Origin of the sequence: Clostridium sp. OS1-26 (genome assembly GCF_030915445.1) — a bacterium.
GTDB lineage: Bacteria > Bacillota > Clostridia > Clostridiales > Clostridiaceae > Clostridium_AM.
In genome coordinates, this window is sequence record NZ_CP133264.1 from 4,076,816 (window position 1) to 4,092,793 (window position 15,978).

Annotated in this window: 15 protein-coding genes; 7 read left to right on the forward strand and 8 right to left on the reverse strand. The window is 30.1% G+C overall.

Features of this window, described 5'->3' with window-relative positions; genetic code table 11:
- Positions 1-3: 3 nt before the first annotated feature.
- On the forward strand, positions 4-1,161 hold the full coding sequence (locus tag RCG18_RS20155) for an erythromycin esterase family protein (protein ID WP_308037813.1): 1,158 nt from the start codon (positions 4-6) through the stop codon (positions 1,159-1,161).
- A 248-nt stretch (positions 1,162-1,409) separates the two neighbouring features.
- Here RCG18_RS20155 and kynU read toward each other — a convergent pair whose 3' ends face one another.
- Complete coding sequence (gene kynU / locus RCG18_RS20160; protein ID WP_308037814.1) at positions 1,410-2,693, reverse strand: kynureninase; 1,284 nt, start codon at positions 2,691-2,693, stop codon at positions 1,410-1,412.
- Between the two features lie 269 nt (positions 2,694-2,962).
- Positions 2,963-3,397, reverse strand: a complete 435-nt coding sequence (locus tag RCG18_RS20165) for an Lrp/AsnC family transcriptional regulator (protein ID WP_308037815.1) — start codon at positions 3,395-3,397, stop codon at positions 2,963-2,965.
- 298 nt (positions 3,398-3,695) lie between these two features.
- Here RCG18_RS20165 and RCG18_RS20170 point away from each other — a divergent pair, with 298 nt between their 5' ends.
- The 3 genes from RCG18_RS20170 (at position 3,696) to RCG18_RS20180 (ending at position 5,723) form a co-directional block, all read left to right on the forward strand.
- The gene (locus RCG18_RS20170) at positions 3,696-4,388 is read left to right on the forward strand and encodes a lysozyme inhibitor LprI family protein (protein WP_308037816.1); all 693 of its coding nucleotides are present in this window, start codon (positions 3,696-3,698) and stop codon (positions 4,386-4,388) included.
- Between the two features lie 102 nt (positions 4,389-4,490).
- Positions 4,491-5,021: a hypothetical protein gene (locus tag RCG18_RS20175; protein WP_308037817.1), complete on the forward strand. Its 531-nt coding sequence runs from the start codon at positions 4,491-4,493 to the stop codon at positions 5,019-5,021.
- 147 nt (positions 5,022-5,168) lie between these two features.
- Entirely contained in the window at positions 5,169-5,723 is a 555-nt protein-coding gene (locus tag RCG18_RS20180; protein ID WP_308037818.1) for a flavodoxin family protein, read from the forward strand.
- 269 nt (positions 5,724-5,992) lie between these two features.
- On the opposite strand, the gene RCG18_RS20185 is transcribed toward RCG18_RS20180, so the two are convergent.
- On the reverse strand, positions 5,993-6,592 hold the full coding sequence (locus tag RCG18_RS20185) for a nitroreductase family protein (RefSeq protein ID WP_308037819.1): 600 nt from the start codon (positions 6,590-6,592) through the stop codon (positions 5,993-5,995).
- Between the two features lie 89 nt (positions 6,593-6,681).
- Complete coding sequence (locus RCG18_RS20190; RefSeq protein WP_308037820.1) at positions 6,682-7,383, reverse strand: pirin family protein; 702 nt, start codon at positions 7,381-7,383, stop codon at positions 6,682-6,684.
- Positions 7,384-7,806: 423 nt separating this feature from the next.
- Between RCG18_RS20190 and RCG18_RS20195 the strand changes: the two genes are divergently transcribed.
- Entirely contained in the window at positions 7,807-8,709 is a 903-nt protein-coding gene (locus RCG18_RS20195; protein WP_308037821.1) for a DMT family transporter, read from the forward strand.
- A 218-nt stretch (positions 8,710-8,927) separates the two neighbouring features.
- On the forward strand, positions 8,928-9,203 hold the full coding sequence (locus RCG18_RS20200; RefSeq protein ID WP_308037822.1) for a CD3324 family protein: 276 nt from the start codon (positions 8,928-8,930) through the stop codon (positions 9,201-9,203).
- Between the two features lie 607 nt (positions 9,204-9,810).
- On the opposite strand, the gene RCG18_RS20205 is transcribed toward RCG18_RS20200, so the two are convergent.
- Positions 9,811-11,040, reverse strand: coding sequence for a glycosyltransferase (locus RCG18_RS20205; RefSeq protein ID WP_308037823.1), 1,230 nt, complete (start codon positions 11,038-11,040; stop codon positions 9,811-9,813).
- A 246-nt stretch (positions 11,041-11,286) separates the two neighbouring features.
- Between RCG18_RS20205 and RCG18_RS20210 the strand changes: the two genes are divergently transcribed.
- Positions 11,287-12,684: an MFS transporter gene (locus RCG18_RS20210; RefSeq protein ID WP_308037824.1), complete on the forward strand. Its 1,398-nt coding sequence runs from the start codon at positions 11,287-11,289 to the stop codon at positions 12,682-12,684.
- 276 nt (positions 12,685-12,960) lie between these two features.
- Here the strand turns inward: RCG18_RS20210 and RCG18_RS20215 are convergent, their stop codons facing one another.
- The 3 genes from RCG18_RS20215 to RCG18_RS20225 form a co-directional block, all read right to left on the reverse strand.
- Positions 12,961-13,575 carry a DedA family protein gene (locus tag RCG18_RS20215; RefSeq protein ID WP_308037825.1) on the reverse strand — a complete coding sequence of 205 codons (615 nt, stop codon included), beginning with the start codon at positions 13,573-13,575 and terminating at the stop codon, positions 12,961-12,963.
- Positions 13,568-13,933, reverse strand: a complete 366-nt coding sequence (locus tag RCG18_RS20220; RefSeq protein ID WP_308037826.1) for a hypothetical protein — start codon at positions 13,931-13,933, stop codon at positions 13,568-13,570. The genes RCG18_RS20215 and RCG18_RS20220 overlap by 8 nt, the downstream gene beginning before the upstream one ends.
- 142 nt (positions 13,934-14,075) lie before the next feature.
- Entirely contained in the window at positions 14,076-15,713 is a 1,638-nt protein-coding gene (locus RCG18_RS20225) for an LTA synthase family protein (RefSeq protein WP_308037827.1), read from the reverse strand.
- Between the last annotated feature and the right edge of the window lie 265 nt (positions 15,714-15,978).

Sequence of the window (15,978 nt, forward strand, 5' to 3'; positions counted from 1 at the left end):
CGCATGTTTGAGTTTTTAGTTGAAAAAATGGGATATAGACTTTTTGCCATAGAAGCTGAATTTGGTGGCGCTCAAGATGTTAATGATTATATACTTTATGGAAAGGGAAATGCAGAGGATGCCATTAAGTCTATGAAATTTTGGACATGGTCAACAGAAGAAGTAGTTGACATGGTAGAGTGGATGAGAAATTATAATGAAAATCCTGAACATAAAACAAAAATTAAATTTTATGGGTTTGATATGCAGTCTGGTGATAAAAATAGTGCTAGAGTTTTAGAGTATATAAAAAAAGTTGATAATAATAAATTGTCAGAGTTTAAAGGGAAATTATCAGATGTGAACGATAATCTGTATTCATTAGATAAAGAAAAATTAGAGAATATTAAAAAAGGTACTGAACAATTAAAAAATATCTTTGAAGAGAAAAAACAAGATTATGTTAACAAGAGTTCTATTAGTGAATATGAAAAAGTACTTCAGGATTTAAATGTTATTAATCAATGCGTAGAATATGTAATAATAACAAAAACTGAAGGTTGGGGAAAAGCAAGTAATACAAGAGACCATTACATGGCACAAAATGCTAAATGGATTTTAGATTATGAAAAACAATTTGGTAATGATAAAATTATGCTTTGGGCACATAATGGGCATATAACTAAAAAAATTAGTAACTATAAATCAATGGGACAGAATCTTAAAGAGATGTTTAATGATGAGTATTACGCAATAGGATTTGATTTTTATCAAGGCAGTTTTAGGGCTATTCCATGTGATAGTAGAGGTCAAACAATAGGTTCAGGTTTAGCAAAATTTAATATATCCAGCTCAGATTCGAATTCTTTTGCATATAGTTTTGAAAAGACAGGTGTTCCTTTAAGTTTTATAGATTTTAAATCAGCTTCGAAAGATACAAATGTTTCAGCATGGTTATCACAAAAACAACTGATACACAGCATTGGAGCTATTTATAATGGAAGACCTAACCAATGGATGCTGCCAGAGGTACCTATAGAATCTTATGATGGCTTAATATTTGTTAAGAAAACCACAGCAGCCATAGGAATTAAAGGCTATGAGACAAAAATAGAGGATGGAGATGCTGAAACATCTATATACAAAGGAATATTTAGAACAATAAAAAGTTTAACACAATAATTAATTCACCCCCGGGGATAATGGATTTTTAATTTTACCCCTGGGGGTTGTTATGTCAACAAAAGTATTGAAAAATATGGTATTATAATATTTCCAATGTTTAAAAGTAATTTTGAAAACAATCCAATTGTGAAGCGTTTTACAGCCCATGCATTATTAGTAATTTAAGCTAATATTAGGTAGTGGGTATTTATATAGAGAAACTAACTTTCGGCCTAGTAACTCTATATAGAAACCCAATCGGATGCCTATAATACTGTTACTCTTTTTAATGAGTAGTTTTCAAATTCTTTATCTTTAACAATACTTTCGAGAATTTCTACTAAATGATAAACCTCTTCGTATGAAACATATAATGCAACAGGAGCTAGACGAATAACGTTTGGCTCACGATAGTCAGGAAGTACATTATTATCACGTAGTGCCAGACTTATTCTATATGCTTCATCATGCTCTAAACAAATATGACCTCCGCGGCGATGATCCTCACGAGGATTGCCAATTGAATATCCATATTTAGATAACTTGTTATCGATTAAATACATTAAGTATGCAGTAATATGCAGCGATTTAGCACGTATGTTTTTCATCCCGACTTCATTAAAGACATTTAGAACTCCATCTAAAGGTGCCATTGAAAACATACTATGAGTTCCGAGTAGCCATCCATTTGCATCTTTGTCTTGATCAAAATCATGACTCATTAGAAATTGGCTTTCATCTTTACATCCAAACCAACCTCTAAATCCAGTGCTTTTATTAAAGTGCTTTCTATTTATATACATACCAGCAGTTGCGCCAGGTCCAGCATTTAGATATTTATATGAGCACCACACTGCAAAATCAGGATCAATTTTTTTAAAATCATGAGGAACAGATCCAATTGAATGGGCTAAATCCCATCCTATAATAATTCCACGCTTATGAGCCTCTTTAGTAACTATCTCCATATCTAAAAGTTGAGCACTGCGATATAGAACTGCTGGCAATAGGATTAGCGCAACATCATCATTCATTTTTGATATAATATCTTCTTCAGAAATAGTACGACCATCTCTGCTTTTGATTTCAATTAATGTATCTTCAACATTGTAACCTTTAAGGTCAATCATACTCTTAACAGCATAAATATCTGTAGGAAAATTTAATTCATCAACAATAATTTTGTACTTTTCTTTTGTAGGTTCATAGAAAGTCGCCAATCCTTGATGAATATTCGAAGTAATACTCCCAATTATAATGATTTCATCTGCATCGGCATTAATTAAATTTTTTAGTTTCTCTGCAATATTTCTTGAAAAATTAAAGTAACGTCCATTTTCAACACCCCATATTTTGATTCCTTCCTTACGCCAAACATTGAAGACATTTAATAAAGATTCCTCTGCGTCCTTGGAGCTTAATCCTAGAGAATTCCCATCCATGTAGATTTCACCTTCATTTAGATAAAAGCGCTTTCTAATATGATGGAGCTTATCTAGCTTGTCTAATTCTCTGGCAAATTCTAATCCATCCTTAAATTCATGCTTCATATCATATTCCCCCTTAAAAATTTAACTGTATACAGAAATAATAATATAAACAAGTTAATTTAAACATAAACATTTGAAGAATATTACAGTGTATTTCCTTCGAAAGGAAGATGTTATTTACAGATAACTTACAACATGAAGGAATAGATAAGAGCACTAGACGGTCAGTTAGTTTCTCTACAGAATTTAAGGAGAAATAAGTTTATGATTTTAAAGCAAATCAAATATAAAGTAAAAAATCTTAGCAATAAATAGATTTTTGATTAAGGTTAAAGTGGCTTTATTGGTCTATGAGCTAGAGGTGAATGCAGAACTATTGATGTAGTTACATGGCTATATTTCATTAGTTCAGATAATAATTGGTTCATCATTTCAATATTTGGCATGGATGCCCGCACAATATAATTGGTATTGCCAGTTACACAATGAATTTCAGTTATATATTCATTGGAAAGAAGAATATTAACTATTTTATCAAAGGAGATCTTTATATTACTAATCTCCATAAAAAAGCTGACCTCATGACCAACTTTATGGGCAGGTATATAGGTCGTAAATTTTTCTAACACACCTTTTTCAATTAATTTTTCAATTCTTTCACTAACGCTTGGTCTAGAAAGATTAATTATTTTTGCAATGTCAGTAATTGAAATACGAGAGTTCTCTTGTAATAATTCAATAATTTTTTTATCTATTTCGTCCATAATAAAACCATCCTTTATAATTTATTATTATTTTAATTTAAAAAATTATAAAATAAAAGAGACTTTTTATGACTATTTTTTCCTATGGAGTACACCCCTCTTAAATGTGCTTTTTTAGCCCAATGAGTATTATGGGATACTAGCACAACGCTTTTACCATTATCTACAGCTTCAGATAGAGGACTTAGCAATGTATTTCTTTTGATAAGTTTGCCACGTTAATGTCTATTTTGGCATAATATGGTATAATGAAATCAAAAATGTTACAGCATGTTATTATTACTGGAGGAATATGAGCATGAAAAAAATTTTAGGAGTTCTAGTGTTAGTATTAGCATTAGGAACAGTTGGGTGTGGAAAAAGCACTGTAAAAAATACGGATAACGACACATCAAATAGCAAGGTAGAGGATAAGGTAAAGGTTAAAGAAGAAGTTGACAATAGTATCAATAAAGTGAGCAGCTTAATTGATGAAAAAAAATATGATGAGGCTAAGGCTTTAATAGAGCAGTTAAATAGTAAGGAATTAGAAGAAGCCCAAAAAGCTAACATTAACAAATTGAAGGGGAGAATTGACTCTGAGTTAGCTGAAACAGAAAAAGAAAAAGAAAAAAATAAAGAAAAAAAAGTAAGCAAGAAAGAGGAATATAGAGCTAAACTAGATAAAATTCAACTGGAATTAAAGGCTTTAGATGAAAAAGATGCTTCAGGAAAAACATTATATATGAGAGAGGCCGCAAATGAAAGATACAAAAGATGGGATGCTGCTTTGAATGAAATTTATGGTGTATTAAAAGGACAACTATCAGCTAGTGATATGAAAAAACTACAAAGCGAAGAAATAAAGTGGATATCAAATAGAGATGCTAAAGCCAAAGAAGAGTCATCTTCAATGAAAGGTGGAACAATGGAATCAGTTATATATATGAACTCCATGGCAAATACAACAGAAAATAGATGCTATGAATTGGTGGAAAAGTATATGCAGTAATAAACTTTAGGCCAAGAAAGAGTCAATATTTTTGTAAAATATTATACACTTGTATTTTATTATGTCTTACTATTATAAAAAAACATAGAAGGGGAGAGAAAATTGAAAAAGCAAATCTTTTCTTTGTTTTTAATTTGTATAGCTCTTTTAATTGGTTGTTTAAAGGAAGAAACATTTGAGAATTTCTTTTACACAACTATGAATAAAATGCATAAAGGAGAAAAGAATTATTCGCTCATCCATAAGGAAATGAATGTTGCACGCGAAAATGATGCCATTGCGATATTTATAGAGAATAACCTACAAGAAGAAATAATTTTTATTGCATATTTTGAAAAAGAAAAGGATAAGTGGAATTGGAGACAAACAAGAGGAGCAAAATGGGATTCACCTATTAAATGGTCTTCAATGAATCAAGTCCCATATATTTATTCAGGAGCAATTGATGATAAATCTATTTCTGAAGTATATGCAGGTGAAAAACCAGCGAAAATAATTGAAGTTAAAGGTGATAAAAGGTTTTGGTATGCTATCAGTGATGCCAAAGATGTACAGGTGAAGGCAGTAAAAAGTGATGGTACTCAAGAAATAATTGAAGAAACTGATAAAAATTGGCATAAAGTAGACTATTAATATTATGTTCACTATAAATTGTAAAAGAATTTTGTACTATTATTTTTTGAGATTTTTATAAAAACTGTCCCAGTAAGTGTATATTTATGGTAGTATGTACGATATAGAATCTAAGGGGATGAAAATTAGAATAGGAGAGTGATCAATATGAAAATAATGGTTATAACAAGCAGTCCAAATGAGGACGGGCTCACTGCGGCCTGTGGAAAAGCAGCTTTAGAGGGGGCTAAAGAAGGGGGCGCAGAAGTAACTATTGTAAATTTAAACAGTTTAAAGATTGGAACTTGCCATGCATGTGGTAATGGCTGGGGGCCTTGTCTTAAAGATCATGAATGCCAGGTAAAAGATGGTTTCCAAGAACTTCATCAATCCATGAAAGAGTTTGATGGCTTTGTGATAGTTACACCGGTTTATTGGGGAGACCTTAGCGAATCTGCCAAAGCTTTCTTTGATAGATTGCGTAGATGTGAAGCTTGGAAGGAAGAAACCTTTTTACAACAGAAACCAGTAATTTCAGTAGCAGCTGCTGGTGGAAGCGGGAACGGAGTAGTCCCATGCTTAACTTCAATGGAGAGATTGTTAACTCATATCAAGGCTGAAAGATTTGATTTTATAGGCATTACAAGAAAGACTCGCAAATATAAACTTGATACTATAAAGTATGCAGCAAAAGAAATGGTAGAAAGCATAGTAAAAGCTTAACTTATATAATATAGCTATAATAAATAGAGTTTAAAAAGCAGGTATAAGAATTAAAGAGTTTTCGTACCTGCTTTTTATATATTTTATTTATTTCGTGAATTTAGTTAACAATTACAATATTATGTCAACTAAACTCTAAAGTAAACCATGAAATTTCAAACAAGAAAAATGACTTATACTCCGGAATATATTTACGTAAAAAAGAGCTATAAATATATTCCGGAGTATAAGTCATTTGATCATCTTGTAACCCTATATTAAATTATAATTTATTTAAATATCTTAATGCGATTCTCTAATGGTTGGAATTGCTTTTCATCTGGTTGCGCTGTTGGTTTCCCAAAAGGCATTTGCGCAATAAGCTTCCAGTTATCTGGTATTGACCATTCTTTCTTTACATCAGCTTCAATAAGTTCATTATAGTGTTGTAAGGATACTCCAAATCCCTCAATTTCTAATGCAGTCCAGATAACATATTGATGCATGCCACTTGACTGCTCTGACCAGATTGGAAAGTTATCCTTATAAAGGGCAAACTGTTGTTGAAGAGATTCAATTACACTATTGTCTTCAAAGAATAAAATTGTACCATATCCATTACGGAATGAATTTATTTTATTTTCAGTAGAACTAAAATTATCTGCTGGTACAATTTTTCTTAAGGCTTCTTTTGTAGTGTCCCATAATTTATTATGATGTTCTCCTAATAATAGGACTACTCTTGCACTTTGAGAATTAAATGATGATGGTGTATGTTTTACAGCATGTTCAATAATCTCTTTAATTCTCTCGTCTGAAACTACTGCCTCCTTGCTAATTCCATAAAATGTACGTCTGTCTGCTACAGCAGTATAAAAATCCTTTGCCATTTAATCATTCCTCCAATTTTATATAAAATATTTTTTTATTATTTGCAAGTAGTATTTAATGTATTCCAATTTTTTTTGATTTAGAGAAGTTAATCTTGTTTATTCATTTCTAAAATTAAAATATGAGAAGTTTCTTTAGAATGTATCAAAATGTCTTCTTCGACTATTTCCATTCCATCTCTATCTGCTAACTCAATATTGTTTAATTCAGATTTTCCTTCTATTTGTACCAAATACGCCTGTCTTCCTTTCTTTACTGGGAAACTAATTTCTTTTCCCTTCTCAAGTTCTAAGGAATAAATATTAATATCTTGATTTATTTTTATTGGTACGTTTCCAGCCTTGCTTGAAACCATATGAAGCCACTTATTTTTTCTATCATTCCAGTTAAACTTGTGGTCTCCATAGTTAGGTTCATAACCTTTCTTATCAGGGAATATCCATATTTGTAAAAGCCTTAATATATTTTCTCCAAAATTATGTTCACTATGATACACTCCTGTTCCTGCACTCATATATTGTACATCACCACGAGTTAAAGTATTCTCATTACCCATACTATCCTTATGAGTAAGCTTGCCATCAACTACATAGGATATTATCTCCATATCTTTATGAGGATGAGTATCAAATCCAGTGTTAGGGTCAATTAAATCGTCATTTATAACTCTTAAAACTCCAAAATTTATATTGTTTGGATTGTAGTACTCTGCAAAAGAAAAGTGGAATTTGCTTCTTAGCCACCCAAGATTACTGCTGCCCATATTGTTACTTTCTATCTTTCTTAACATTTTATATTTCTCCTTTAACTGTTATTTAAAACTTTAACTTAATACCTAAATAAAATTTTTCTAATACTTATTATTAGCATATCAAGTTGCAAATATTTATTTACAAAGTTTATATTGATTAGCAATAATTTTCAAATATTTAGCTATATTATCTCATAAATATAATTATTAGTCAATAATGATTATTAAAAAACTGATAATCTTGAACTCTATGTAAAAATAAAGCTATATTTGAAGCAAGGAAAAGGATACAGCATCTTTATGATACTATATCTTTTTCCCTTTCCTTGTAGATATATACTGTTGAATACTGTGACTTTTCATAAGTTGCATGAGAAGATATAGTCATGCTAAAATAAGTTAGAAATAAGGGCGTGCTATAAAATTCTTTAAATGTAATATATTTGCTAAGGAGTGTTTGAATTGAAAAAAAGTAGTTTAGGATATATGTATGTAGCTTTAGCAGCTTTTTTCTTTGCTTTAATAGCTATAATAGGGAAGAGTGCTTTTAATACAGGAATGAAAGTGTATGATCTTTTAGTCATGCAGAATGCAGTAAGTGCAGTAATAATGTTTGTATATCTTTTCATTAAGGATAAAAAGTCAATGATACTTACGAGGGGACAACTTAAAAGAGTAATTATTCAAGGGACTTTTGGCAGTACAGCTACTACAGTATTTTTTTATTTAGCTCTTGAAAAGATAAATGCAGGTATTGCATCAATGCTTATTTTTACACATCCAGTTTTTGTTACATTATTTTTTGTTATAACTGGTATACGTAAAATTAGTTTGGTAAATAATTTGGCACTGATGCTTGCAGTAATAGGAAGTGGAATGGTAATAAATCTTTTTAACTTAAGTGTTGCTCAAACACCTGTTACAGGCCTTGTTTATGGAGTTATATGCAGCATATCGTACGCCTTTTTTAATGTATTTGCTGATTTAAAGCTTAATGACGTAAAGTCAGAGGTTTTGGCAATGTATACATCTGTTGTTATGTTCGTAATTTCGGCTATTATTAATCCAGGCTTTTTTAGCTTTAATATAACTTTGAGTCCACAGATGATATTTTATGTTTTTGAACTTGCGGTTGTTTCAGGAATTTTACCGGTTATTTTTTTGTACAAGGGTATTGCTTTGGTAGGTTCCGAGAAAAGTACAATAATAGCAACAGCAGAACTTCCTATAACATTAATTCTTGCTTTTTTAGTGCTTAAGGAAACAATGGTATTTACGCAAATTATGGGAGTAGTTTTTATTATTGGAGCAGTACTTGTACTGCAGAATGAATCAGTTATACTGGAGAGACTAAGAAAAGTATGATATATTTATTTTATAAACAGACAACCAAGTGAGGGGGAATAAAGTATGAAAATTTCGAAGTTAAATGTTGCGAGGGAAGGCTCCGTGCAAAGCTGCGCGAAGATATAGAACATAGTTTTGTTCGGAGCCGAATTTAAGAATTTTATTTAGGCTAAGATATTTTTGTGCAGACTTTGCTTCATTATTTACAAAATGAAATGTAGATAGGAGCAAGTATCATGAAACATGAAAAAGCACAAAATATATTACCAGAAGATGTGGTTGAATTAATTCAGCAATATATAGATGGTGGTTATTTATATATACCGAGAAAATGTGAAAATAAGAAGGCTTGGGGAGAAAACAGCGGCATAAAGAATGAATTAAAAGACAGAAATATAGAGATTTTTAATAGCTACAAAACAGGAAGTTCTATTAAAATGCTGGCAGAGAAGTATTATCTCACTGAGCAGACTATTAGGAGAATAATTAGAGAAGAAAAAAAGAAAATATAGGTTAAAGAGATAAAGCGATATTTTGAAATTATCAATTATGATATTCAAGTATCGCTTTTTATATGGTGTAAGTAAAATGATCATCTTTATTACAGAAATGCTTATGAACTTGAGATAAGAGAAAAAATTATAATAAATATTATTTTTGAAGTAGTAGATTAATTATTTTACAATTAAGGAGAGATTTATAATAACATAGAATATATATGATAGAGAGGAGTTCTGTTAATGCTGCAGGTCGTAAGACTTGGCCTATCGATAGCTACTTAGATGAAGGTTCTCATTCTACAGATTGGTTTGCTAAAGGTGTAATAAAGCAACACTGAATAATTGCAACCTAACATTAATATGTTGGTCCGACTTGGATTCACTATATCCTACGTTGAGGAGTGGGGCCCAACACAAGAGCAGATAGAATTGCAGCGAAACTTGTCAGATGAGCATCAGCGCCCACCGTTCTTAATTATGCCATCTTCTTCTGTTGGTCTACAGATTTTGGCATACAAGTTCTGTTTTATACACGCAAAGAGACCATCTCAAAATTTTATTTTGAGACAGTCTCCTATTACATAATAAAGCGTAGAAAAGTAGTCATATGGATTTATAACTAGGATCTAATCACGTTTAACATTAGTAATTTTATTTTTTTAAAAGGTTTGACCAATGAACTTTTATTTGCTGCTTCCATTGAGACTAAATTTGCAGAGGGTATTATAGCTTTAGTATTATTTTCTATACTTAAGATAAAATCCACAATGTTTTTTGCAACATTAGGATTGCTATAGCTTCTTTGGGAACTTTTAATTTGGTTTAATTTTTCTGCGTTATTTGCAAGTAAATCGCTTATAGTATTTGGTACATTTTTAATATCTTCACATACTACCCCAAGTTTATATTTTTCAGCAAACTTTGGATTTCCCTCTTCTTGCCCAGGCAAAGCACTTGTTATTATTAATGGTAAATTACATGCGATAGCTTCCATCATTACATTTGGACTTCCTCTTGTAAATGCAATATCAGAGGAGAACATTAAATCTTGTATATTTTCCATAAACCCGTAAATTTCAACCTTGTTACCATAGGATTCAACTAATGATTGCTCTAGTTTCTTTCTTAGTCTTGTGTTTCGGCCTGCGATAATTTTTACAGTGCAATTAAAGTTATTAAGAAGAAGTTCAGCTAACTTTCTCATATTACCTACACCTTCTCCACCACTCATTATTAAGCAACTTAAAGGCATGTCAGTATTATAGTTATTATGTTCTTCGTCATCTCCAATATCTTTATAAAACTTTGAACGTACCGGAAATCCTAAAACTTTTACTTTTTCTTCAGAAACACCGTATTCTATACACTTGTCTTTTGCTTCTTGTGTTGGACTTATAATATAACTGGCTCTAGGATCTGCCCATAGGGGATAAATGCTTACTAAATCTGCAATTAGAGTAATAAATGGAATTTCAATTTTATAATTTTCTAATATGTTTATAATTGAGCCGTTAAAATTTGGGTGTACAGATAAGATCAAGTCAGGAGTTACATCTCTTAATAGTTGTAAAAAATTATCTTTTATTATTAATTCAATAAACTCGTTAACCAACGACGGTCTAATAGAAGATACATCCCAAATTAATTGCCATAAGTTCTCGGAAGCTCTAGTTATTGGTCCATATGATTTGCCTATCTTAAGTAGAGTAGTTCCTCCAAGTGAAAAACCATCTACAACATGAACTTTAATATCATCATAGTTTTCAAATTTTTCGCATAAAGACTCGGTTATACTTTTATGTCCATGGCCTGTAAAATTAGATGAAATAATAAGTATATTTCTAATCATGATATTGCTCCTTTCGTCAATTAGATTAATTGAAAACTAAAATTATTTTAAGGAACATACGCTAAATGTATTAATTATTACAAGGATTGTACTTTTGAAACTATTTTTCCCCAAAGATTATTTTTTATCTATACCAATAAGGTTAAATAGATATATTAATAAAAATAGGCTATAATAATATATCAGTTAGGTAAAACTTTACTTCATCATATTGTAAATCGTACTTAAAAGGAGCTGTAAGTATTAATGAACACTCTTAATATAAAAATGATTTATACTATATTTGTTTTTGTAGCCTTAGCTGCTTTTGATAACATTATTATAGGACTGTTTCCGCCACTTTTTTCTTCAATCGCAAAGGATTTAAATGTCAATATATCAGCCCTTGGAATGGTTTCAGCTGTTAATATTTTAGTAACATCCATTTCCTCAGTTTACTGGGGTTACCTTTCAGGAAAATTTAATCGTAAGAATCTTATTATTATTGGTACTGTTTTATGGTCAATATCAGTATTTTTGACATCACGCAGTAGTACTTATGTTCAGCTTTTTATTTTTCAAATTTTTACTGGAATCGGGCTAGGATGTATTGCGTCAATTGGATTTAGTGTTTTAACTGATTACATTCCACAAAAATTCCGTGGAATGTTGTTAAGTCTTTGGGGAATGTCTCAAGGCTTTGGCGGAATTGCAGGAGCATTAATGGCATCACTTATTGCTACAGCAGCAAACTGGAAAAAACCATTTGAAGTTGTAAGTATAATAGGCTTTTTCTTAACTATTCTATATCTCTTCATAAAAGAACCTACTTTGGGAGAATCGGAACCGGAATTGCAGGAACTTGTTAAAGAAGGATATGAATATAATTATAATATCGAGTTTAAGCATTTTTCTGAAATAATCTCAAAACGTAGTAATATTCTATTATTTTTTCAAGGATTTTTTATGAATATTACAACTGGAAGCTTAATTTGGCTTCCAACATTATATATATCCAAAATCCAACATCAGGGATACAGTGCCCGGATAGCAATCATTGCATCAGGATATTTATTTGCTTTGTTTCAAATAGGTGGCCTTTCATCAGCATTTTTTGGTTATCTAGGAGACGTATCCCAAAGGAAAACCTACAAAGGGAGAGCTTTACTAACTTCATTTTTTGTCTTTATTACTGCGCCACTTTATTTAGCAATGTTTATAATTCCAATGAATAATCTATCATTGAGTAACAGTAATAATTCTTATTTAATACTGATAAGTATACTGAAGCAAATAATTATGAATCCATGGATGGCTGCGATGTTTGTTTTATCTGTTCTTGCTTCTGCGGCCCAATCAGCAAACACACCAAACTGGCTTGCTCTGATAACAGATGTGAACCTTCCGGAACACAGAGGAACGGCCTTTAGTGTAGCTAACATCGCTAATAGTTTAGGGAGAACTTTTGGTAATGTCGGTATTGGTTATTTGCTTGCCATCGTGTCTAAATATGTAAAGGAACCAAATAACTATATGATTACGCTGATAATCTTTCAATTATTTCTTATACCTTCAGCCTTATTCTACATAAAAATGGCGAAAAGTAATGTTAAGGATATTAGTGAAGTTAAGTCAACGCTGCGTAGTCGAGCAAAGCTGACTTAATTTAATCCAATGAAGTAAACTTATAAACCTATTAGAATTTAATAAAAGCTGAAGTGAAAAATTTATTGCTTAAACAATATATTAGCTAACAATATTTAAAGAACAATTAAAATATTATTAAAACTAGATTAAATTTAAAACAATTTATTCATTATGCTTTCTGATTATTTAGAGGTAAATGGCGCAAATAAAAAACTATCAAAACTAACTGATCAGTTTTGATAGTTTTTAGATTAATAGACAAATTTTTGAATTTACGAGTATGCTTCCTTAGCATTACCTTTTCCTTTTATTTTTTCTAATCATTTTAATAAAAAAGTATATGGCAATAATTAAAATAGTTATGTAAGTTAAAAATTCACCAATTTGTGTTACTAGAGGAACTATGCTTTCCCAAGAATCACCAAACCAATAACCTAATTCTAAATAAATACAAGACCATAATAACTCGCCTAAAGCAACAAATAAACAGAAGGTCGCCAATTTGTATTCTGTAATACCTGCTGCTGCATTAACGAAAGGTCCCATAGCTGATATTAAAAACCTAGTAAAAAAAATCGCACCTTTACCGTGTTTTTTTAGATAATTTTGTGCTTTCTTTATTTTAGGTTCAAAATAAGTTTTTACTCTTAAAGATTTATTTAAAAATTTGTGTCCAATAACCTTCCACATAATATAGGCAATACTATCACCAGCACATGAAAAAAACCAAATTTCTAATAAAAGAATCACTATATTAAATTCACCAGCATAAGCAAAAGCTCCAGATGCTATTACTACCAAACTTGCTCCAGTTGGAATTCCTAGACATCCGAGTATGATTAAGATACTTAGAAACCAAATATTATAATTTCTAAAATATGTTATTAGTAAATAAGTAAAACTACTCATGTTTTGTACCTTCTAAATCTTTATGATTTTCCCTGAATTTCCTTAAATTCTTTTTAATTTCTTCTGGAGCTTTATTATATTTTTTAGCTAATTCAATAATAGGTATATTTTCATCGCCTCTATGAGGAATAATTTCAAGATTTTTAAAAATCTCCTGTTCGCTTATATTATATTTGTGAGATAATTTTTTTACAGTTAACCATTTATAAGTACTCATATTTCCCAATTGTCTACTTTCCCTAGTAGGAATTTCAATATTCTTAAAATCTCTATGCAGTACTATAGATTGTCTGACTATTACAAATGTAATTATAATAATTAAAATTGATAATATATTTATTTTAAAATTTTTTATCATAAATATTCATCTCACTTAAATTATTTTAGTTTTTATATACAATATATTCTTTTCATTTAAAACTTTAGTTATATACCCAAAGACGGTACAGTGATTGCTCCCTGTACCGTTTATTTAATTTAAGATAAATAATTATTTGTATTTATTTAGTAGAACCTTCAAATTTTTTAATCAAATTATGGTTCAAAACATCATCAGAGTAACTGAGGTCATTTAATATTTCTTCCTTTTTCTTCTTAAGTTCTGGGGTTTCAGTAATGGGGTTACCAGTTGCTATATCGTAGTAGGCATTAGCCCATGATATATAAAAAATCTTTCCATCAGTAAAAGAACCTTCTCTAAAAATAACATATTGAGTATTGGTATTCAAAATATCTTTACCAAATACATATTTAACGGGGAGATTAAACATATTAGCTAAGGTTGGTAACAAATCCATCTGACCGGAATAAGTATGATTTATGCCCTTATGATTATCATTAGGAAAATGTATAAACATAGGGACCTTTTGATACTTATACCAGGTCAAATCTGACTGCTCACTTACGTTTTCAAACTTATATAATTGATCCACATCAGTAGTAGGTATAGCGTAGTGATCACCATATACTACTACAATTGAATTTTTCATAATTCCTTCTTGTTCAAGTTTATCTAAAAAATTTCCTAATTGAGCATCAGTATAATGTATACCTTTTAGATAATCTCCAAGCAAAGTATTTTCATATTCTCCAACATCGAAGTTTCCGTAACCTTTAGTATCATTAAAAGGGAAATGACTACTTAAGGTTACTAGAAATGTATAGTAAGGTTGCTTGAAAGTTTTAAGTTTTTCAAATGATTGATTTAAAAATGATTTATCGCTAAGTCCAAGCCCTACAGTTTCATTAATATTATAACTGTGTTCTCCATAGAATTTATTAAAACCTTCTGTTTTATACATTGATTCTCTATTCCAAAATCCTTCAGCATACCCATGCAATGCAGCTGTATAATATCCTTTATTATTAAATAACTTAGGTGATGACTCTAAAGTATCTGCTACATACCTATAGTAAGCTGCGCCAGATTCTGCTGGATATAATGAGTTCATTGACATAAACTCTGCGTCAGAAGTAGTGCCTGATGCTACCTGATAAAAATAATTATCAAAGTAAAGACTTTTATCTATCCATTTATTTAAGTTAGGGGTTATTACATTTTCATTTATTTTAGAATTAATGACAAATTGTTGAAGTGCTTCTACTTGGATAACAATTAAATTTTTTCCTACGCCTTCTCCACTTAGATTACCTGAAATTTTTGTTTGATTATTGTTAAAAAAAGCTTTTATTTCATTGATTCTTTGAGTGCTTATATTTTTATTTTTTATACTACTGGAACTAAAGTCATATAAATCTAATATATGATAATTTAACACACCTAATGCGTTAGCTATATAAAGCTTATTAGACATAGTTTTTAAGAGTAAAGGCTGCTGTTTATTAAGCATACTTATGCTATAGCCATCTACTATAAATCCTATAGAAAATATAAATGCAAATAAACCCATTCTGACATTAGTTCTATAATATTCTATTCTCATTTTTTTTGCAAAAGTTATAAATGGAAGTAATATTATTAAGTCTACTAAGTAAATAAAATCAGAAAGTACAACTAATTGCTTTATACTTGATGAAACTCCTGAAAGCAAAACACTATTACTTATTACTCTTATGGATAGTATATCTTTATAATATTTATAATAAATCATATCTACTACTAATAATAAACTTAACATCAGATCCACAATATATAAAAAAGTTAACCTTCTTTTGGTTAAAATAAAAGCGATTGAAACAATAGGTAGTATTGAAGCTATTATAGCGATTTTTAAGGTGTTTTCAAGTTTATAAGGGGATATAACTCTAGCATAATGAAAAACTTTTATCATGATTATTATAAAAAATATAATTATATCTGCGTTGTTAAAAAAGATTGATTTCACTCTATTTTTCATGTTTTTTAGGTTCACACTCCTAATTCTTTATACGACTATCTTATTT